At 38.6% G+C, this 19,740-nt stretch carries 21 protein-coding genes; 13 read left to right on the top strand and 8 right to left on the bottom strand.

Annotated elements, in window-relative coordinates; all coding sequences use genetic code 11:
- The first annotated feature begins 71 nt into the window (after positions 1-71).
- From METEV_RS10960 to METEV_RS10945, 4 genes are all read left to right on the top strand, one after another.
- Complete coding sequence (locus METEV_RS10960; protein WP_013195581.1) at positions 72-767, top strand: energy-coupling factor ABC transporter permease; 696 nt, start codon at positions 72-74, stop codon at positions 765-767.
- Positions 764-1,051, top strand: coding sequence for an energy-coupling factor ABC transporter substrate-binding protein (locus METEV_RS10955; RefSeq protein WP_013195580.1), 288 nt, complete (start codon positions 764-766; stop codon positions 1,049-1,051). The genes METEV_RS10960 and METEV_RS10955 overlap by 4 nt, the downstream gene beginning before the upstream one ends.
- A 139-nt stretch (positions 1,052-1,190) precedes the next feature.
- A complete protein-coding gene (gene cbiQ / locus METEV_RS10950; protein WP_013195579.1) occupies positions 1,191-1,973 on the top strand; it encodes a cobalt ECF transporter T component CbiQ in 783 nt (260 codons plus the stop codon).
- Positions 1,974-1,982: 9 nt separating this feature from the next.
- Positions 1,983-3,293 (top strand): energy-coupling factor ABC transporter ATP-binding protein, encoded by a 1,311-nt coding sequence (locus METEV_RS10945; RefSeq protein WP_013195578.1) that lies wholly within the window; start codon positions 1,983-1,985, stop codon positions 3,291-3,293.
- 48 nt (positions 3,294-3,341) lie between these two features.
- Here the strand turns inward: METEV_RS10945 and groL are convergent, their stop codons facing one another.
- Positions 3,342-4,952, bottom strand: a complete 1,611-nt coding sequence (groL, locus tag METEV_RS10940) for a chaperonin GroEL (protein WP_013195577.1) — start codon at positions 4,950-4,952, stop codon at positions 3,342-3,344.
- 14 nt (positions 4,953-4,966) lie between these two features.
- Entirely contained in the window at positions 4,967-5,239 is a 273-nt protein-coding gene (gene groES / locus METEV_RS10935; RefSeq protein WP_013195576.1) for a co-chaperone GroES, read from the bottom strand.
- 184 nt (positions 5,240-5,423) lie between these two features.
- On the opposite strand from groES, the gene METEV_RS10930 reads away from it, so the two are divergent.
- Positions 5,424-5,831 (top strand): winged helix-turn-helix transcriptional regulator, encoded by a 408-nt coding sequence (locus tag METEV_RS10930; protein WP_013195575.1) that lies wholly within the window; start codon positions 5,424-5,426, stop codon positions 5,829-5,831.
- Between the two features lie 18 nt (positions 5,832-5,849).
- Here the strand turns inward: METEV_RS10930 and METEV_RS10925 are convergent, their stop codons facing one another.
- From METEV_RS10925 to METEV_RS10915, 3 genes are read right to left on the bottom strand one after another with little or no spacing between them, the layout of a single operon-like run.
- Entirely contained in the window at positions 5,850-6,686 is an 837-nt protein-coding gene (locus METEV_RS10925) for a TIM barrel protein (protein WP_013195574.1), read from the bottom strand.
- A 16-nt stretch (positions 6,687-6,702) separates the two neighbouring features.
- On the bottom strand, positions 6,703-7,038 hold the full coding sequence (locus METEV_RS10920; RefSeq protein WP_013195573.1) for a hypothetical protein: 336 nt from the start codon (positions 7,036-7,038) through the stop codon (positions 6,703-6,705).
- Between the two features lie 43 nt (positions 7,039-7,081).
- The gene (locus tag METEV_RS10915) at positions 7,082-7,543 is read right to left on the bottom strand and encodes a phosphopantetheine adenylyltransferase (RefSeq protein ID WP_013195572.1); all 462 of its coding nucleotides are present in this window, start codon (positions 7,541-7,543) and stop codon (positions 7,082-7,084) included.
- 213 nt (positions 7,544-7,756) lie between these two features.
- Here METEV_RS10915 and radA point away from each other — a divergent pair, with 213 nt between their 5' ends.
- A complete protein-coding gene (gene radA / locus METEV_RS10910; RefSeq protein ID WP_013195571.1) occupies positions 7,757-8,734 on the top strand; it encodes a DNA repair and recombination protein RadA in 978 nt (325 codons plus the stop codon).
- 33 nt (positions 8,735-8,767) lie between these two features.
- Positions 8,768-9,472, top strand: a complete 705-nt coding sequence (locus tag METEV_RS10905) for a phosphoglycolate phosphatase (RefSeq protein WP_013195570.1) — start codon at positions 8,768-8,770, stop codon at positions 9,470-9,472.
- Positions 9,473-9,492: 20 nt separating this feature from the next.
- Here METEV_RS10905 and METEV_RS10900 read toward each other — a convergent pair whose 3' ends face one another.
- Together METEV_RS10900 and METEV_RS10895 are read right to left on the bottom strand one after the other, a co-directional pair.
- The gene (locus METEV_RS10900; RefSeq protein WP_013195569.1) at positions 9,493-9,759 is read right to left on the bottom strand and encodes a PRC-barrel domain-containing protein; all 267 of its coding nucleotides are present in this window, start codon (positions 9,757-9,759) and stop codon (positions 9,493-9,495) included.
- A gap of 26 nt (positions 9,760-9,785) precedes the next feature.
- Complete coding sequence (locus METEV_RS10895; RefSeq protein ID WP_013195568.1) at positions 9,786-12,011, bottom strand: CDC48 family AAA ATPase; 2,226 nt, start codon at positions 12,009-12,011, stop codon at positions 9,786-9,788.
- 111 nt (positions 12,012-12,122) lie between these two features.
- Here METEV_RS10895 and larC point away from each other — a divergent pair, with 111 nt between their 5' ends.
- From larC to METEV_RS10870, 6 genes are all read left to right on the top strand, one after another.
- On the top strand, positions 12,123-13,322 hold the full coding sequence (gene larC, locus METEV_RS10890; RefSeq protein ID WP_013195567.1) for a nickel pincer cofactor biosynthesis protein LarC: 1,200 nt from the start codon (positions 12,123-12,125) through the stop codon (positions 13,320-13,322).
- A 168-nt stretch (positions 13,323-13,490) separates the two neighbouring features.
- Positions 13,491-13,703, top strand: coding sequence for a TRAM domain-containing protein (locus METEV_RS10885; protein ID WP_013195566.1), 213 nt, complete (start codon positions 13,491-13,493; stop codon positions 13,701-13,703).
- A 126-nt stretch (positions 13,704-13,829) separates the two neighbouring features.
- Positions 13,830-14,480, top strand: a complete 651-nt coding sequence (locus METEV_RS10880; protein ID WP_013195565.1) for a flavodoxin family protein — start codon at positions 13,830-13,832, stop codon at positions 14,478-14,480.
- Positions 14,481-14,658: 178 nt separating this feature from the next.
- A complete protein-coding gene (gene feoB / locus METEV_RS10875; protein WP_013195564.1) occupies positions 14,659-16,704 on the top strand; it encodes a ferrous iron transport protein B in 2,046 nt (681 codons plus the stop codon).
- On the top strand, positions 16,701-16,871 hold the full coding sequence (locus METEV_RS12600; protein WP_013195563.1) for a hypothetical protein: 171 nt from the start codon (positions 16,701-16,703) through the stop codon (positions 16,869-16,871). Before feoB ends, METEV_RS12600 begins: the two co-directional genes overlap by 4 nt.
- Complete coding sequence (locus tag METEV_RS10870) at positions 16,862-17,515, top strand: metal-dependent transcriptional regulator (protein WP_013195562.1); 654 nt, start codon at positions 16,862-16,864, stop codon at positions 17,513-17,515. Before METEV_RS12600 ends, METEV_RS10870 begins: the two co-directional genes overlap by 10 nt.
- A gap of 11 nt (positions 17,516-17,526) precedes the next feature.
- Here METEV_RS10870 and purL read toward each other — a convergent pair whose 3' ends face one another.
- Entirely contained in the window at positions 17,527-19,674 is a 2,148-nt protein-coding gene (gene purL, locus METEV_RS10865; protein ID WP_013195561.1) for a phosphoribosylformylglycinamidine synthase subunit PurL, read from the bottom strand.
- Positions 19,675-19,740: the final 66 nt, after the last annotated feature.

Raw genomic sequence — 19,740 nt, 5'->3', positions numbered from 1 at the left:
TGTAATTTATACAAGTAATCAGAAAAACTTAATTTAAATCAAGTTTAGTTGTTAAAAAAGGTGATGTATTTATGCACATAATGGAAGGTTTTTTACCGAGTCCCTGGTGGCAACTCTGGTTTGCCATATCGATACCGGTAATAATGTTTGGTATTTATAAACTGAACAAAATGGTGGAACATAAACGTGAGATTCTGCCACTGTTGGCAGTAGCTGGTGCATTCATATTTGTGCTTTCGTCCCTAAAACTACCATCTGTTACAGGTAGTTGTTCACATCCTACAGGAACCGGGCTTGGAGCCATTCTTTTTGGACCCGCTGTTACAGCTGTCTTGTCTACAATTGTCCTTCTTTATCAGGCAATTTTCCTTGCTCACGGTGGTTTGACAACTCTTGGAGCAAATGTTTTCGCCATGGGTATCATAGGACCGCTTGTAGGATATGCTATCTATAAAGCAGGTATGAAATTCAATTTTAATGCCTATGCAGTTGTATTTCTGGCGGCTACTTTTGCTGACTGGGCTACGTATGTTGCAACGGCTTCACAATTATCGCTGGCATTTCCGGCTGAAGCCGGTGGAATTTTAGGGTCATTCAAAGCGTTTGCCGGCATATTTGCTGTTACCCAAGTACCACTTGCAATAATGGAGGGTGCAGTTACAACACTGATATTCAAATACATCGTGCAGCTCAAAAGTGAGGCTCTTATCAAACTCAATGCAATCAGTAAAGAAGGTGTACGCAAACTCAAAGGGGTGACAGCATGAAACTGGAAATCATTGTAGCTGTTCTGGTTGTTCTTTTCACCGCTCAATTCCTCTATGTATCATCCGCCACAGATGCAGCTTTCGGCGGTGCAGATGGTGAAGCAGAAGGAATCATCCAGGAGATAGCTCCTGACTATGACCCTATAGCCAATCCGGTATGGGAACCTCCTTCCGGAGAAATTGAAAGTTTGCTCTTTGGTCTCCAGGCTGCGATTGGTGCTTTGATAATTGGATTCTTTATGGGATATTATAAAGGCAAAGGGAAAAACCAGTCCAATGATTAATACCTGATTTAAAAGTCTTTTTTTAAAAGACTTTTACTTTTTTTATTTTAAACCCAGACAAATAATATTTAAATAAAGCTGTTTAATACTTAGCCACTAATCAATTGCAATGCTTTAACTTTTTAATTGAGTGCCTAACATGACAACACTGCTGGATGACTATGCATTAATAAGCCCTTTAAGATATAGAAACAACTGGCTCAAACTGATTATTGTAGCTTTTGGGTTACTTGTAGGAGTGTCATCCACTTCTCCTGTTACACCATTATTTATAGCACTGTCAATGAGTATTGCTACAGTATTTCTGGGAAAAACCCCCTTGAAATTATATCTTAAAATATTAACAGCTCCGTTGGGATTTGCATTTGCCGGCGCTGTTGTTATTTTTTTCTTTTTTGGTTCAGGTAGTGAGATATTATCATTTAACATATTCGGATATCCATTTATAGCAAATTCTGAAGGTGTAAATATGGCCGCCCTTGTTGTCTCAAGAACCTTTAGCGGTATGTGCTGCCTCTTTTTCCTTGCGTTCACCACCCCCATGGTTGAATTGTTTGCAGTACTAAAAAAAACCCGGCTTCCTGAATCATTTATAGAGCTATCAATGCTGATTTACCGTTATATATTCGTATTTCTGGATGTGGCGATGTCCATTAAATACGCCCAGACCATCAGGCTTGGATATAAAGATGTGAAAAGTTCGATATATTCATTCAGTATGCTTGTAAGTACGCTTTTTTTACGGTCATGGGAACAGGGTGAAAAACTGTATCTTGCCATGGATTCCAGATGTTATAACGGCAGAATGATGATGTTTGATGCAAAAAGACCTGTGGAATTATCAGAAATCATCACCGCCTCTTTATACTTCATATTCATCCTGACTGTATTCTATTTTACAAAAAACATCTCTGTTGTTTGAGGATTAATTATGTCGATTCTGGAAACAAAAAATCTCAAATACACATATCCGGACGGAACCACTGCTATCAATAATGTTGATATAGAAATCAACAAAGGCAAAAAAATCGCATTTGTAGGGAGAAACGGTTCCGGCAAATCAACTCTTTTTTTACTTCTAAACGGGACTCTTGAACCGGATGAAGGGGAAATACTCTACCATAATGAACCTATAAAATATGATTCCAAATCCCTCCGAGAAATCCGTAAGAATGTAGGTATTGTATTCCAGAACCCAGATGACCAAATATTTGCTCCAACAATCTATCAGGACGTAGGATTTGGACCTACAAATCTTGGATACTCAAAAGATGAAGTGGATGAAGTAGTAAACAACACTCTTGAATATATGGGGCTCAAACATCTTAAAGACAAACCGCCCCATCATCTGAGTGGAGGTCAAAAGAAACGGGTCGCCATTGCAGGTGTAGTGGCAATGGACCCAGAAGTTGTTATCCTGGATGAACCCCTTTCTAATCTTGACCCTGTCGGTGCAGATGAATTACTGGATTTGTTAAACGAGTACAACCATTTTGGAAAAACCATCATAATCTCCACCCATAATGTTGACCTTGCTTATCAATGGGCAGATTATGTTTACTTGATGTCAAACAGTGAAGTAATAAATGAAGGCACACCAGATGATGCATTGAGTGATTCAAATGCTCTAAAAAAAGCTGCATTAACCCAGCCCACTTATCTGGAAATTTATCATGAACTCATGATAAGAGGACTCGCCCATAATCACCGCGCCCCGAAAGACATACCAGAATTGGTGGACACTTTAAAGCCTCTTGACCTTATGTGGGTTAATGTTCCCCCAGAAACAAAAGTAGGGGATTACTTAAATCTTGGAGTGATGTATGGAGAATATGCCGAGCATTCACCCTATGAAGCAGTCAATGCCAGAGTGCTGCATATACATGAAAACAACATGGCTATCGTGGAGTTTGACAGACATGGTTTCAGAGCAGGGGGAATTATGCTTTATGACATGGATAAATACGAACCTGATGAATTCGGCGAACTTATAAAAGACGCAGATATAGAAGTTATCGGTGCAATGGGTAAAAAAAGTAAATCAATTGCAGAAGACGAGGGAATACCACTGTCCATCACCACCAATGTTATAGACCGGTCAATATTAACTGCTCTTTGTGGAAAACGTTGCCTGATACTTACAAATGGAGGAATGGTTGACCATGCTCTTAAACGTATTAATGATTATGCAGAAAACAGTGGTATTGAACTGCATGTAGGAATTTTAAACAGAAGATATTGAAGATTTTTAGAAATTAAAAGGGTGCTATACAGAGTATAGCACTTTTATTTAGAGTATCACCTGAGCCGGTGTTTCATCTTTTTCTTCTTCATATTCGGTTACAAGTGCTTCAGTTGTCAGCACTGTACCTGCAATAGATGATGCGTTCTGTAGTGCGCTTCGTATGACCTTTGTGGGTTCAATAATGCCTGCTTCAAAGAGGTCTTCATATTCATCGGATTTGGCATTGTAACCGAACTGATCATTGGATTCAGATTTGACACGGGCTACTACTTCTGCGCCTTCTCTTCCTGAATTCAGTGCAATCTGGCGCAGTGGTTCTTCAAGTGAACGTTTAACAATTGAGACACCTATCTGCTGGTCACCTTCGAGTTTCATATCCTCCAGCTGTTTGGCAGCGTTGTAGAGTGTTACTCCTCCACCTGTAACAATACCTTCCTCTACTGCAGCTTTGGTGGCATTTAGAGCATCATCGGCTCTCATCTTTTTCTCTTTGAGCTCTGTCTCGGTAGCTGCACCCACTTTGACAATTGTAATTCCACCGGTTAATTTGGCAAGACGCTCCTGAAGTTTCTCTTTCTTTCTGTCGGATTCTGCAGAATCAATCTGTGATTTGATCATGCTTGTTCTATCATCGATGTCGACTTTTTCTCCTTTACCTTCAATGACTGTGGTCTTCTTATCATCCACAGTGCACTTGCGTGCTCTGCCAAGCATATCCTCTGTGAAGTTCTCAACCTTCATGTCTTTATCTTCACTTATTACTGTACCACCGGTAAGTACAGCTATATCATCAAGCATCTCTTTCTGCTCATCACCGAAACCGGGTGCTCTCACTGCACATACTCGCAGTGAACCTCTGAGGATGTTCAGAACCAGTGCAGCCTGAGCATCCCCTTCAATTTCCTGTGCAATAATTAACAGGGGTCTGCCTTCGTTTGCAACTTTTTCAAGTGCTGGCACAATCTGGTTTACTGTGTTAATCTTTTCATCTGTTATCAGGATATATGGGTCATCGAATTCACAGACCATATGCTCCTGATCTGTTACCATATAGGGAGACAGGTAACCACGGTCAAACTGCATACCTTCCACGAATTCAAGTTCGTTTTCCAGTGTATTGGACTCTTCGACTGTTATAACTCCGTCATATCCTGCTTTATCCATCGCATCAGAAATCAGACTGCCGATTTCTTCATCATTGTTTGCCGAAACTGTTGCAACCTGATAGATTTTTTCTCTTTCACTTACATCCTTGCTTTTATCTTTAAGATACTGGACAACCTCTTTGGATGATTTATCAATACCGCGTTTTAAGTCCATCGGGTTAGCACCGGCAGTTACGTTTTTAATACCCTCTCTGAGCATACTGTTGGCAAGCAGTGTTGCAGTGGTTGTACCATCTCCTGTGGTATCCTGAGTTTTGGATGCTACTTCTTTTACAAGTTTTGCTCCCATATTCTCGAACTTGTCTTTAAGCTCGATTTCTTTAGCAATGGTCACTCCATCATTGGTTATTGTTGGACTTTCTGAATTATCGAGTACAACATATCGTCCTTTTGGACCCAGTGTGATTTTTACTGTGTCCGATACTTTGTTTACACCGGTTAATAACGCGTTACGTGCACTTTCATCAAATAATAACTGTTTTGCTGCCATTAAAAATCACCTCCTTATTCTTCTACTTTAGCAAGTATATCCTTTAAATCAACAAAAATATGCTTTTCTCCGTCGATATCTATTTCATCGGTCTGATATCCACCATAGATGATTTTGTCACCTTCATTAACAGGAAGTTCACTTCCATCTTCATATGTTCCTACTGCAACTACATATCCTTCCTTGTTTTCCGACTGAGCACTCTCCGGAATATAAACTCCTCCAGAGGTCTTTTCTTCTTTTTTAACTTTAATCAATACCCTTTCACCTATTGGTTTGATGGTCATCTGGAACCACCCTCCATTATTATAATTTTATAAATATAATTACTCGTTATTGCTATATCCAGTATAATGCGATACAAATATATAAAATTTATCAAATTAATAGTCTTTTTTCGAATTATATAGAAATGATGTCTACAAAATAAAGAAAAAACTTAAATATATTTTTATAAAATAGACATGATTGATGAGTCAGAGGATTATCCTGAATAAACTGGATAAACCAAAAAATGAAAGTCTTGAAAGTGATGCAAAATGGATATGTGAGAGCCTTGGATTTTCTTCAGGAAGAGATATAGAACATACATCTACAAAAGTCATTATAAGTTTACTCAAAAATTTATCCAATGACGGTGTTACTTCATCAGAAGCGATAGCACAAGACCTTGACATCAAAGTATCACGTGTTAATTATCATATAAGAAACCTTATTAATTCAGGACTGGTTTACAGAGAAAAAAAATTACTGCATCTTAGAGGAGGCAGTTTAAAAACTGCTATCCAAGAAATGAGAAAAGATACAGACCGCATATTTGAAGAACTGGAATACGTGGCAGAAGGAATAGACAACAAAATGGGTCTTAAAAACAGATGATACATTGTCTTAAGATTTTCAATCCAGAGAAAAATAACTATTTTTCAACAGTAATGCGTCTTCTTCAAGATTCGGGCTCTCACATATAACAAGTCCACCAACTTCAAATTCATTAAAAGCCTGCAGAAGTTGCATATAGTTAAAATCTGATTCTTCAAGGTTTACATGGTTTCTTTCACCTTTTGAATTATATTCTATACCCGAAACATGTGCATGCATATTGTTTAAACCCTCTTTGCCAAGTATGTCTTCTATTTTGCTCAATACAGATTTAAACTCATCAAATGAATTCATGCCACCGTTAGTTCTTGCATGAAGGTGCGAAAAATCGATACAGGGTTGAACTTTTTCCATTTCACTGCTAAGGCTTAAGATTTCATCCAGATTACCAAATTGAGTACCTTTACCGGTTGTCTCGGGTCGAAGTACTACAGGGATATCATCTTCCTCCAGTCTTGATGATAAATCATTTAATAGGTTGTGGACTCTGGAATATACTCTATCACTGGTATCTTTATGATAATAAGCGGGATGGAATACAATAGATTCCGCTCCGCATAAAGAACCGATACTTGCTGACTGGTAAATCCGCTCAACACTGTCATCTATTTTTTTCTGTTCAGCAGAATTGAGATTGATATAATAGGGTGCATGTACACTTAAAGCCACACTGGAGTTTCTGGCTGTTACATTAACAGATTGTGCCTTGTCCTCTTTCATACGGACTCCGCGAACAAATTCAAGTTCCATACAGTCGAGTCCGATTTCAGATACATACTCCACACCTCTGACACTTCCCTTCTTTTTGGTTCCATGAGGTGTCCCTGCTGTCCCAAACAACAAATTGTTCTGCATTGTAATCAAATCCAGTTTAAACAATTCCAAGATGCTGTTTTAGTTGTTTTGCCCGTTCATCAGATATTTTTTCAGATATCATATCCATCAGGACTTCTATATCTTCCGGTTCCATTGACCTGATATCTTCCTTGTTATCAAGAGCAAGTTCCACCAGATAATCAAGTTCATCTGGTGTTAAGCGATCAATTCGTTGTTTAAAGTCCTCTGATGACTCTACAAACTTATGAGAAATCGGTCTCAATATAAATGGATAAGTATGTCCCCATTCTGATGTGACACTTCCTCCTGATTCAGGTGCCAGTTTGTTGAAAATGTCAATATCTTTTTGTGTAAATTCTCTTCCTGCCATAATGAACCATTTAGTTTTAATTGCTATTAAAATTACTTGCACATTAATATTTTAAATTCCCATGTATATCAATCTCACCGCGCATGATACGGGTGGATGATATCGGCAAGGAATCCTCTGCCATAACACATTCGATTTTTACAATTTCGATTGGTTTTAAGCCTCTTTTTTGTCTTAATTTGTTGAGTTCCAGTGCAGATTCATATGTTTCAGAGGATACAACAATATAATCATAGCCATCTGTGAGTGTCGGACCATAGGGATCAGTTAATTTAAAAATCTGGTAACTGCTGTTTTTGTTGGTCAATGTTTTAATATAGTCCACAAGGTTTTTTTTACGGGTGTTGTAATCAGTCACTTTGAGTCTCTGCTTTCGAGCCATCTCATCAGAGGTTATTCCGATATCAACCTGACCATCATTCGCCAGCTCAAATGATTTATTGATAAGTTTTTTATGTCCATCATGAATGTATTGAAATGTTCCACCTACTGCTACCTTCGCCATCCATCACGAAATTGTGTTTTATCTAAAATAAGTTTTCGTTAAAAACCCAGACAAATAATTTTATCAGGTTATCCACAGGAATTATTACACAATATTTACTTTACCTATATATACCACCACATCAATAAAGTAGGAGAATACTATAGTAATGTTACTATACAAATAGTGCACCCTTAAAATGATAACCAAGTGCACCTACAGGAGTTTTAAAAAATGGCTGAAGTTACGTTAGAAGATTTGGACCATGTAGGTCCGGCAACTGCACAGAAATTAAGAGAATCAGGATATAATTCAGTGGAAGCAATTGCAGTCGCATCGCCAACAGACCTATCGCTCAGTGCAGATATAGGTGAATCTGCAGCATCCAAAATTATCAACTCTGCCCGCAGGTCTGCCAATATAGGGGGTTTCGAAACTGGCGATCTGGTAATGGAGAGAAGAAAACAGGTAGGGAAGTTATCAACCGGATGTTCCGAATTTGATGAGATGATGGAAGGTGGTATAGATACCCAATCAATTACCGAATTATACGGAGAATTTGGTTCAGGGAAAACCCAGATTGCACATCAACTTGCTGTTAATGTACAGCTTCCGAATGAACAGGGAGGGCTCAATGGCTCTGTGATTTTTATCGATACAGAAAATACATTCAGACCTGAAAGAATCAAACAGATGGTTCAGGGAGCTTCAGAACATCACAATATTGATTATGACCCGGAAGAGTTCCTTAAAAATATCCATGTGGCAAGAGCCTACAACTCCAATCACCAGATTCTTCTGATGGATTCTGCCATGGAACTTGCAGAAGAATCCAAAAACTGGGAACAACCCGTCAGACTTCTGATTGTTGATTCACTGACCGCACATTTCAGGGCGGAATACATCGGACGTGGAACCCTTGCAGACAGACAGCAAAAACTAAACAAACACCTACATGCACTGCAACGATTTTCTGACCTGTATAACGCAGTGATTATAGTCACCAATCAGGTTATGTCAAAACCAGACGCATTCTTTGGAGACCCAACCAAACCAATAGGAGGACACATTATCGGGCATACTGCCACTTTCAGAATGTATCTAAGAAAATCAAAGGGTGACAAAAGAATTGTAAGACTGGTCGATTCTCCAAATCTTCCGGATGGCGAATCCATAATTTCGGTCACACCACTGGGTCTTACCAACCCATGATACTTTTTAATTCATTTGGTGAGATAATAGTATATGAAATATAAAGCCCTTGTAGCAGATATTGATGGTACGATAACTCATCAAAACAGACGGCTTAACCTGAAAGCTGCAGAAATGCTGTATAGGCTAAATGATGAATCAGGGATACCGGTCGTGTTGGCAACCGGAAACATACTCTGTTTTTCACATGCAGCATCTAAACTTATAGGCTTGAGTGGTTATGTAATAGCTGAAAATGGAGGGGTGGTTTCAGAGGGTTTTGATACCAATCCCTACATTATGGGAGATATTAAAGAATGCAGAAAAGCTTTCAGTTTTTTATCTGAATATATACCACTTACAAAACTTGATCCTGAATACAGAAAAACTGAAATCGCTTTGAGAAGGAACTTTGACCTTGAATACGCAAAAAATGTGATTAAATCCGGAAAGTATAATGTAGACCTGATTGACACAGGATACGCGGTCCACATAAAAAGCAACACAATGAATAAAGGTACTGGACTTGTCAAAATCGCAGAACTCATGGGTCTAAACCCTAAAGAATTTGTTGCTATCGGAGACTCAGAAAACGATCTTGAAATGATAGAATTCGCAGGTATTGGAATTGCTGTGGCAAATAGTGATCAGAAAACAAGATCAATTGCTGATATTGTCACAGATGCATCCTATGGAGAAGGAGTGGTTGAGGCAATAGAGCGTCTTTATTCCTGCGACTGGAATGATACCTGTTTGTAAACCTCAACCAGTAAAATTATTTATTCAGCAGATTGCATCCCTTTTGCAATCTTTTTGTCTACAACAATGTAGTCCTTTATCGCACGAACTGATTCAAAGGGTAGAAGTATGTACTGGTCATCTTTTTGGAAATCTGACGTGTCTACATTCATATCTGGCTTTATCATAAGGTCTACCAGTTCACTGGTATCAAGGTCCATTGTTATATTATAAAGTGTTCCAAGTTCAGTTCCATCGGTTGTCATTACCTGTTTGCTGGACAGATTTTTTGCAAATACTTTTGCCATCATTATCCCTGCCGGTTAATTGTTTTTCATAGATATCCGGTATAAGAACTGGTTTCTGCTTTCTTCATACCGCCTTTGAATTGTTCTTTTATCTTTTCGTAATAGTCAACCATTTCTTTGGTCACAGTTGGTCTGACCTTTTTAATTGCTTCTTTGAAGTATTTCAATTCCACTTTGTCTGCTTCAAAATTGTCCCTTAATGAAAGCATAACGGCTTCTCTGCAGACTGATTCTATATCAGCTCCAATATATCCATCTGTCATCTCTGCAAGTTCACTGATGCTGACATCATCTGCAAGCGGTGTATTCTTGGTATGTATTTTGAAGATATTTTCTCTACCTTCTTTACTGGATTGGCTGACAAGTACAAGCCTGTCAAATCTTCCGGAACGCAGAAGTGCAGGGTCTATTATTTCAGGACGATTGGTTGCTGCTATCACAATCACATCATTCAAAGGTTCCAGGCCGTCCATTTCAGTAAGTAATTGGTTCAACACCTTTTCAGATGTCCTTCCATCTTCTGTCATACCACTGCGCGTGGAAGATATAGAATCGAGTTCATCAAAGAATATTACACAGGGTGCTACTTGTTTGGCTTTTTTAAAAGTATCTCTGATAGCTTTTTCGGATTCTCCGACCCATTTATGCAGTATTTGTGGTCCTTTAACACTTATAAAATTCACGTTGGATTCATTTGCAACCGCCTGTGCTACAAGAGTTTTACCAGTCCCGGGCGGACCAAAGAGCAACAATCCTTTTGGTGGTTTAATTCCCATCTGTTCAAATTTTTCTGGTCGTTTCAGAGGCCACTCTACCGCTTCAATAATTTCCTGTTTAACATTTTCAAGACCTCCTATGTCTGACCATTTAACTGACGGAATTTCTACCAGTACCTCTCTGAGAGCAGATGGTTCAATCTCAACAAGGGCATTCTCAAAATCCTCGGTTGTTACCACAATTTCTTCCAGTGTTTCCTGAGGTATCTCTTCATCCAGATTAAGATGTGGTAAAAATCTTTGGAGAGAACACATCGCTGCTTCCTGGACAAGTGCTTTCAGGTCTGCTCCCACAAAACCCTGTGTATTTTTTGCCAGATAATCAAGTTGTACTTCTTCGGTTATCGGCATACCTCTGGTATGAATTTGAAGTATTTCGTGTCTGGCATCAGTGTCCGGAACACCTATTTCTACTTCTCTATCAAATCTTCCGGGTCGGCGAAGTGCAGGGTCAAGAGAATCCACTCTGTTTGTAGCGCCAATTACTACTACCTGACCACGTTCCTCGAGTCCATCCATCATTGTCAAAAGCTGAGAAACCACTCTGCGTTCCACTTCACCTGTTACGTTTTCACGTTTTGGTGCAATGGAATCGATTTCATCGATAAATATAATCGATGGAGCATTTTCTGAAGCCTCTTCAAAGATTTTGCGAATACGTTCCTCACTTTCACCGTAGTATTTACCCATTATTTCAGGTCCAGCGATATAGAGGAAATTTGCACGGGATTCATTTGCAACCGCTTTTGCTATCAAAGTTTTACCCGTACCAGAAGGACCATGCATTATGACTCCTTTTGGAGGCTCAATATTTAATCTCTTGAACAATTCATTGTTTTTAAGAGGAAGCTCTATCATTTCACGGACACGCTGAATTTCACTTCCAAGACCACCTATGTCTTCATATTTGATTCCCTTTGCAGCGTTTGCATAACCTCTTGCAGGTTTTTGACTTAATTCGATTTCTGTTGTTTCATCTATGATAAGAATTGAATCCTCGGGTTCGGTTTCAACCACAATAAGTGGTATTGCCTGCCCACCAGCAACTGGTCCAGACATGGGCTGGTTCATTGAACTGATAATAGGTATTACATCATCCTGAACAATAGGTCGTTTGAGAATATTGCGTTTTATAATGTCACTTGTATTATCCCCAAATTCCATCATCATGCCTTCAGGTGGGGCAAGTACTACTTTTTCTGCGGGTTTTGCTTCTATTTTTTTCAGGGATACCCGCTCACCTATACTTACACCTGCATTCTGCCTGATGAAACCATCAATCCTGATAAATCCCTGTTCCCAGTCCTGACGGTCGGCTCTCCATACTTTTGCAGCGGTTCTTTTTTGCCCAGTGATTTCCACAATATCGCCAGGTGATAACTGTAGTTCCAAAAGTGTATTTGGATCAAGACGGATAATTCCTCGTCCAAAATCGTTTGGGTGTGCTTTTTCGACCTTTCTCTGTACTTCGTCCATCAAAGTCATCCTTAAAATGATTTAGTTATAGTTATATAAACACATGGATATTTTATTTCAATGCATAAAAACTATATGGTTTTAAAATTTACTACTTTTAGTGATTTTTAGATGCAAGCATTAGTATTTGAGCCTTTTTCTGGTGCTTCTGGTGATATGATAATAGCAAGCCTTATAGGTCTGGGAGCTGACCAGTCCATAATTAAAGAAACAATGGAATCAGTTGCTGATGTCTCAGTATCTGTGAATCATACCAAAAAACACGGTATCAGTTCAATAAATGTTGATGTTGTTACCAGAAAGGAGCATGAACATTCAAAGACATACTATGAAATCATTGATATCATAAAATCTTCACATCTTCCTGAAAACATTAAAAATGATGCATTGGACATATTTTCAATAATGGCTGATGCAGAATCCAGCATTCATAATCAATACCTTGAAGATTTACATTTCCATGAAATAGGGCAGATGGATGCAATAGCCGATGTGGTTGGTGCGTGTACTGCAATACATGAGTTCAATTTTGATAAAATCTACTGCACACCCATCACAACAGGAGGAGGTTTTGTAAAATCAGAACATGGAATACTGCCTGTACCAGTTCCTGCAACCCTTGAAATATTAAAAACCGGTAGTATGGTATTCCAGCAAGGAAATATTTCAAATGAACTATTGACACCAACAGGTGCTGCAATACTTTCCCATTTCTCCCAACCGGTTGACTCTTATCCCCAATCAAAAATAAAACAAATAGGATATGGATCAGGTGACATGGATATTGATAAACAGCCGAATGTGTTACGAACATCCATATCAGAAATCGATGATGCACTGATACAGGATTCAGTTGAGGTGCTTGAAACGAATGTAGATGATGTTACTGGGCAAGTTCTTGGAAATCTTGTAGATGAACTTCTTTCATCAGGTGCAAAGGACGTTACCATCACGCCCGCCACTATGAAAAAAGGCAGACCGGGAAATATGATTCATGTTGTATCAGAACCCATCGACACATCAAAACTTGCGAGAAAAATTATCACAGAAACCGGTTCACTTGGTGTAAGAGTTGTTCCTGTCAGACATCGATTAACCGCAAAACGCTACATTAAAAATTTAAAAATCAAAATTAATAATGAATACCACAATGTATCTATAAAAATCGCCAGAGATACAAATGGTTCATTATTAAATATATCTGCAGAATACGATGACTGCAAAAAAATTGCAGATTATACAGGTATTGCTGTAAAAGATGTTATCCGCACCGCAGAAGAAACTGCAAAAACTAATATAAAAGACATATAAACTATTTCAAACCCATCAACTTTATATATCATTTTGATTATTTATCATTAAAAGGTTTGGAAACTAATTTAGTTAAAGTTACTGTTTAGGTTGAAAAATAAACTATTTCTTTTCCTGAAAGTTTACAGACCTAATTTTTGAACTAAGTACTTAAGGACGTGTATTATTTTGTATAATAATGAGACTGAATCTACCGCTCCAGTCGAAGCTGGAGAAGAATATGAAGTAACAATTGAAGATATTGCCAGAGAAGGCGATGGCATTGCCAGAGTTGAAGGTTTTGTCATATTCGTTCCTGATACACAGGTCGGAGATACCGAAAATATAAAAATTACAAAAGTTTTGAGAAAATTTGCTTTTGCTGAAAAAGTATCACAATAAATTTTTAATTAACTTCCGGGCTGGTTAAATCTAAATCCAGCCCCGTTTAGCTTTTTTACATCATCCTGAATATTAGGTTAAAGGCTTTAAAAAGTTATATAAATCAATATACCCAATGTATTGATTATGACACTTAAAGCATTATTTTTGAATTGCACCCTAAAAAAGTCTCCTGAAGTTTCAAATACAAGAGCCCTGATTGACAAAGCTGTCAAATTGTTTGAAGAACAGGAAGTTGAAACAGAAGTAATCAGAATAGCAGATTACAATATACCTGTCGGAGTCACCTCGTATGAAGGTGAAGGAGATGAATGGCCCGATATACTAAAAAAAATCAAAGAATCCGATATTCTGATTATGGGTTCACCAATATGGTTTGGCACAAGGTCATCATTGTTACAAAAAGTTATAGAACGACTGGATGGAACATATATGGAGACTGATCCTGAAACAGGTCAGTTCCCATTATACGGAAAAGTTGCCGGAGTAATTATCACAGGTAATGAAGATGGTGCACATAATGTCGCTGCCAATACATTGTTCAATTTAACCCATCTGGGATGTACTGTACCTCCAAATGTTGATTCATACTGGGTGGGTCCTGCAGGTCCCGGACCAAGTTACATAGAAGCAGGAGGCGAAAAGCACCTTTACACCAACAAAACAATTCGTTTCATGGTTTACAACCTTGTATATTTTGCCAGACTGATAGCAAACAATCCCATCCCCATCAATATGAATGAACTCTATAAAGATGCAAAAAAAGAAAGCGAATAATTCCCTCTTATTACCTTTCCTCTAATCTTCCTTTTTTCTGATAACAACGGATTATTTTTGCCACCTGAAACATTAACCAAACCAAAAACTTATATACCATTATGTATTTACGTAACATCATATAATTTTAGGATTAACGAATATAATTAACCACGCCAAAAACAAGTAGAGATGATCTATGAAATCCCTTTTAAATACAAAATCTCAAACATGTTGCAGTACACCTGATAATGTATCCTGTAGTTCTGACAGAATAGTACTTGTTGGCAGCCCGAATGTAGGAAAAAGTGTTATTTTCAATGCTCTTTCTGATAGTTATGCAATTGCTTCCAACTATCCCGGTACAACTGTAGAAATAAGCAAAGGTGACGGGGTTATAGGCAATAAAAAATATGAAATCATAGATACTCCTGGAAGTTATTCCTTGCTACCTATTACTGAAGAGGAAAGAGTAGCCCAGAGACTGTTTTTTGAAAAAGCTTCCATCTACCTACATGTTATTGATGCCAAGAACCTGAGGAGAATGCTTCCTCACACATTGCAATTAATTGAAGCGGGTAAGCCGCTTATTCTGGTACTTAACATGATGGATGAAGCCGCAGAACGTGGTATTCGAATAGATATACAAAAACTTGAGCAGATGCTAAAAATACCAGTTATACCTGCTGTTTCAAACAAAGGCGAGGGAATTGAAGAACTCAAAAAAACAATATCCGAATACAGTTCAAATCCACAGGATTTTACAATCAAATACAATGATGATATCGAAAATGCAATCAAAGATATCGAATCTAACCTTAAAGAAAACTACGAAGTATCCAAAAGGTCCATCTCCCAGTTACTTTTACAAAGAGACCAAGTAGCTTTTGAAAGGATACAGGAAAAAGGCGAAGATGTTGACGCTATCAAAGATATAGTTTCAAATACAGAAAACAAATTCAATACTCCTACCAATTATGTAATGACTGTTGAACGACAACAGCTTACAAACAGGATAGTAAATTCTGTAACGAAGATAAAAGAGCCGTATCTATATAACAATTCAAAAGCTACAGAGTCCGAAAAATACGAAGACAACTACCCAAATCTGAAAAAACGTTTAGACCATCTGGTTTCAAATCCGCTTACAGGAATTCCTATATTGTTGTTGGTACTGTATTTCGGATTTTATCAGTTTGTAGGTGTTTTTGCAGCAGGGACTGTAGTGGATTTCCTTGAAGGAGTGGTGTTTGGAGAACACCTAATTCCATGGATTACACAAAACTTCAATTCACTGGTTCCATATCCCCTGATACAGAGCCTTATTGTTGGAGATTATGGAATTGTTAATCTGGCTTTAACATATGCTATCGCATTGATACTTCCAATTGTTGGAGCATTTTTCTTTGTATTTTCAATAATTGAAGATTCAGGATATCTACCAAGACTTGCCATGCTAATAGATCGGGTGTTTAAAAAGATAGGTCTTAGTGGCAGAGCCGTAATACCACTGGTACTGGGATTCGGATGCGGCACGATGGCTACCATGGTTACCCGTACCCTTGAAAAACCGCGCGAGAAAATATTAACGACACTGCTATTATCACTCGCCATACCCTGTTCTGCACAGCTTGGTGTGATACTTGGCATAATGTCTGCAAAACCATCAGCTCTTTTATTATGGGTTGTAGTGATGATTCTGGAATTTTTGTTTATAGGCTACATTGCTGCAAAGGTTTTACCCGGTGAAAAACCGAGTTTCTTTCTGGAAATACCCTCTCTTAAAGTACCAAAACTATCCAACGTACTTATTAAAACATATTCGCGGATGCAGTGGTATTTCCTTGAGGTGATGCCACTATTTATAATTGCAAGTATACTTATATGGTTGGGCAAAATCACCGGAATATTTGGACTGCTTATCGAACTGTTAAAATACCCTACCCAATGGATAGGGCTCCCTTCTGAAGCTGCCGATGTATTTTTACTGGGATTTTTCAGACGTGATTTTGGAGCAGCCGGATTGTATGAACTAAACAAAACCGGAGTGATGAATGGGGTGGACATGCTTGTTGCAGCGGTTACACTTACCCTGTTTATGCCTTGTATAGCCCAGTTTATGATGACACTTAAAGAGAGAGGATTAAAGATAGCGCTTTCAATGGCAGCCTTCATATTCCCGTTTGCCTTCTTTGTAGGATTTGTTGTCAATTATATAATGAATATTCTCGGAGTTACACTATGAAATGTCCTCTATGTGGGTATGAATTTACTGAACCGGACAAAAACCAGTGTTCAGGCTGTGGAAAACTGCATTCCTGCAATATGCAGCGGTGTCCAAATTGTGGTTATGAAATTGTTCCCGAAACAAAACTGATTAAGAAATTGCGAGGGATGTTTAAATGGAAATAAGTGAAAATGCTGAAGAGATACTGGAAAAACTATGGATATGTTCACAGGAACGCGGGCAGAATTTTATAGAACTTGAATCATTGAACCTTGACAAAGAATCACCAGAAGTTCTGGAACTACTGGATATGGATAACATTGATTTAAATTCGGATTCAAAAATTACTCTCAAACATGAGGGTTATTTCAATGCGAAAAATGTTGTGAGGCGTCACCGACTTGCTGAAAGATTGCTTGTGGATGTACTGGATAAAAAAGAGGGCGTCCATAAATCCGCATGTGAATTCGAACATATATTACATGACGGTGTCGATGACAAGGTTTGCGTACTGCTTGGACATCCAAGAACCTGTCCTCATGGAAACCCTATTCCAAAAGGTGAATGCTGTAAGAAAGGGGAAAAGGAAGTTAGCAGTATCGTCCAACCGCTTTCTGAATTGAAACTCAATCAAAAGGGTAAAATCGCATACTTTGAAATACAGGACAATGAAAAATTACAGAAATTGATGTCTATGGGCATCCTTCCCGGGATGCCAGTTACTCTGGTACAGTCATACCCGTCATATGTGTTTGACCTTGACCAGACAAGGTATGCTGTGGATAAGGAAATGGCGGATTATATCTTTGTAAGAGTTGAAAATAAATGACTGAATATCAGTCATTCTGTCATCAACCTTTTCAAACTGCTTCTTGAATTTGATATTTCATCCAGTGTCAGTACAATTTCCTGATCATTATGGGTAATATCCAGCATTTGTCCACCAGTACTGCCAATTATCACGTGCTGTATATCCGCAAGCATTTGTCTGACATATACAGGTTCTGAAGTGGAAATTATGGCTCTTGCATGTGACTCTGAGAACAGTATCTCATCTGTTCGTAGACCAGCGCCCACAGAGTTTAGATTTACATCTGCCCCAATTCTATCACACATTTCACATAATGCCACTACAAGTCCACCCTGTGATACATCATGAGCAGAACTTACTTTGCTGCTAATGACTGCTTTTCTTACTCCATCCAGTATGGATTCAGCATTGTCAGGAACATCAGGAGTATTGCCATGTGTACGGTAGCCGATGCGGTTGTAATATTCTGAACCACCAAGTTCATCGTGGGTTTCTCCTACAAGTATTATTGTCTCACCTTCATTGACAAAATACGAAGGAGGTACCTGTGCTACATCATCGGTAATTCCTATAAGACCGATTGAAGGCGTTGGTGCTATTGCTGTTCCACGTTCTTCACTTTCATTATAAAGGGATACATTACCACCTACTACAGGTATTGAAAGTTCACGCGCACAATCACCAAGACCAAGAATTGCCTGTTTGAACTGCCAGTATATATCACTCTTTTCAGGATTTCCAAAATTGAGGCAATCCACCATTGCAATTGCTTTTCCGCCTTTAACTGCCAGGTTCATAGCGTTTTCAAAAACTGTGCCTCTGCCTCCTTTATAGGGGTCAAGCAATGTGTGTCTGGGGTTGCATCCACAGGATACTACCAATCCTTTATTTCCTGAAATTCTTAGAACTCCTGAATCATCTCCTGGATTTACAGCCGTCCTTATCTGGACTTCATGGTCGTATTGGCTGTATATCCAGTCTTTTGATGTTGTATTATAAGAAGAAACCACATCAAGTACAGTTGTTTTTAAGTCATAAGGGAATTCAGGTTTTGCTCCAATATTTTGTGATGATGGTGGAGTTGCAGGTCTTTCAAAAGTAGGACAGCCTTCTGTTAAAAGTTTTACTGGCATATCTGCAACAATTTCATCACCAAATTCGGCTGTATATTTTTGGTCGTTTTTCAACTCACCAATTACACTGGCGCTTAATTCATATTTTTCCGCTACATCAAGCATATAATCCACATTTTCTGGTTCTACTTCCAGAAGTATACGTTCCTGAGATTCGGCTATAAGAATTTCAAAAGGTTTCATACCTGATTCTCGAAGCACCACATTATCAAGGTACATATATGCCCCAAGATTACCTTTTGATGCCATTTCAGAACTGGCTCCCACAATACCTGCAGCTCCGAGGTCTCTGCATGATTTGACATATCCCTTATCAATTCCTTCAAGTGTTGCCTCAATTAATAATTTCTCTGTAAAAGGATCACCTATCTGAATACTTGGACGTTCTTCAGATTCTGCTTCCTCTGAGAGGTCTCTGGATGCAAATGAAGCCCCTCCAAGGCCATCACGACCTGTTGTAGCACCCATCAATACAAGTTTGTTGCCGGCTTTTTCTGCTTTTGCAGTTATGAGATTTTCTTTATGTGCAAGACCAATACAGACTACGTTTACCAGAGGGTTACCGCTGTATGAATCGTCAAAGAATGCCTCACCTCTTACAACCGGCACACCGATACAATTGCCGTAGCCTGCTATACCCTCTATGATATGTTCAAATAAATAGAGATTTTTAGAATTATTTAGCGGACCGAAATAAAGCGGGTCCATAAGAGCAATCGGACGTGCTCCCATCGAAAGAATATCACGTACTATACCACCTACACCGGTGGCAGCTCCATTATAAGGATCTACATATGATGGATGGTTGTGACTTTCCATTCCAAGAGCAAGCACCCATTCATCATCGAACTGGATAATCGCTGCATCATCTCCAGGTCCAATTACGACCTTTTCACCAGTGGATGTAAATGTCTTTAGCAAAGGTGCACTTGAGCGATAGGAACAGTGCTCACTCCAGAGATTTAAAAAACAACCCTGTTCAACCAGATTCGGTTTCCTTCCCATTTTTTCAGTTATTATTTTAAGGTCATTTTCAGGTAACATTAAAAAGCCTCTTACCAGTTATTTGTATCATGGACATATTATCCAATTAAATAAAGGTTACTTTAA

It is taken from the genome of Methanohalobium evestigatum Z-7303 (assembly GCF_000196655.1).
GTDB lineage: Archaea > Halobacteriota > Methanosarcinia > Methanosarcinales > Methanosarcinaceae > Methanohalobium > Methanohalobium evestigatum.
This window is presented reverse-complemented; position numbering and strand designations above follow the sequence as displayed.

Excerpts from the sequence above, each read along its gene's own strand:
- groES (WP_013195576.1), bottom strand. The coding sequence starts at position 5,239 with ATGACCATCAAACCAATAGGTGAAAGGGTATTGATTAAAGTTAAAAAA.
- radA (WP_013195571.1), top strand. The coding sequence starts at position 7,757 with ATGGCTGAAGTTACGTTAGAAGATTTGGACCATGTAGGTCCGGCAACT.
- METEV_RS10870 (WP_013195562.1), top strand. The coding sequence starts at position 16,862 with ATGGAAATAAGTGAAAATGCTGAAGAGATACTGGAAAAACTATGGATA.
- METEV_RS10915 (WP_013195572.1), bottom strand. The coding sequence starts at position 7,543 with ATGGCGAAGGTAGCAGTAGGTGGAACATTTCAATACATTCATGATGGA.
- feoB (WP_013195564.1), top strand. The coding sequence starts at position 14,659 with ATGAAATCCCTTTTAAATACAAAATCTCAAACATGTTGCAGTACACCT.
- larC (WP_013195567.1), top strand. The coding sequence starts at position 12,123 with ATGCAAGCATTAGTATTTGAGCCTTTTTCTGGTGCTTCTGGTGATATG.
- purL (WP_013195561.1), bottom strand. The coding sequence starts at position 19,674 with ATGTTACCTGAAAATGACCTTAAAATAATAACTGAAAAAATGGGAAGG.
- METEV_RS10895 (WP_013195568.1), bottom strand. The coding sequence starts at position 12,011 with ATGGACGAAGTACAGAGAAAGGTCGAAAAAGCACACCCAAACGATTTT.
- METEV_RS10880 (WP_013195565.1), top strand. The coding sequence starts at position 13,830 with ATGACACTTAAAGCATTATTTTTGAATTGCACCCTAAAAAAGTCTCCT.
- METEV_RS10955 (WP_013195580.1), top strand. The coding sequence starts at position 764 with ATGAAACTGGAAATCATTGTAGCTGTTCTGGTTGTTCTTTTCACCGCT.
- METEV_RS12600 (WP_013195563.1), top strand. The coding sequence starts at position 16,701 with ATGAAATGTCCTCTATGTGGGTATGAATTTACTGAACCGGACAAAAAC.
- METEV_RS10945 (WP_013195578.1), top strand. The coding sequence starts at position 1,983 with ATGTCGATTCTGGAAACAAAAAATCTCAAATACACATATCCGGACGGA.
- groL (WP_013195577.1), bottom strand. The coding sequence starts at position 4,952 with ATGGCAGCAAAACAGTTATTATTTGATGAAAGTGCACGTAACGCGTTA.
- METEV_RS10900 (WP_013195569.1), bottom strand. The coding sequence starts at position 9,759 with ATGGCAAAAGTATTTGCAAAAAATCTGTCCAGCAAACAGGTAATGACA.
- METEV_RS10925 (WP_013195574.1), bottom strand. The coding sequence starts at position 6,686 with ATGCAGAACAATTTGTTGTTTGGGACAGCAGGGACACCTCATGGAACC.
- cbiQ (WP_013195579.1), top strand. The coding sequence starts at position 1,191 with ATGACAACACTGCTGGATGACTATGCATTAATAAGCCCTTTAAGATAT.
- METEV_RS10960 (WP_013195581.1), top strand. The coding sequence starts at position 72 with ATGCACATAATGGAAGGTTTTTTACCGAGTCCCTGGTGGCAACTCTGG.
- METEV_RS10905 (WP_013195570.1), top strand. The coding sequence starts at position 8,768 with ATGAAATATAAAGCCCTTGTAGCAGATATTGATGGTACGATAACTCAT.
- METEV_RS10930 (WP_013195575.1), top strand. The coding sequence starts at position 5,424 with ATGAGTCAGAGGATTATCCTGAATAAACTGGATAAACCAAAAAATGAA.
- METEV_RS10920 (WP_013195573.1), bottom strand. The coding sequence starts at position 7,038 with ATGGCAGGAAGAGAATTTACACAAAAAGATATTGACATTTTCAACAAA.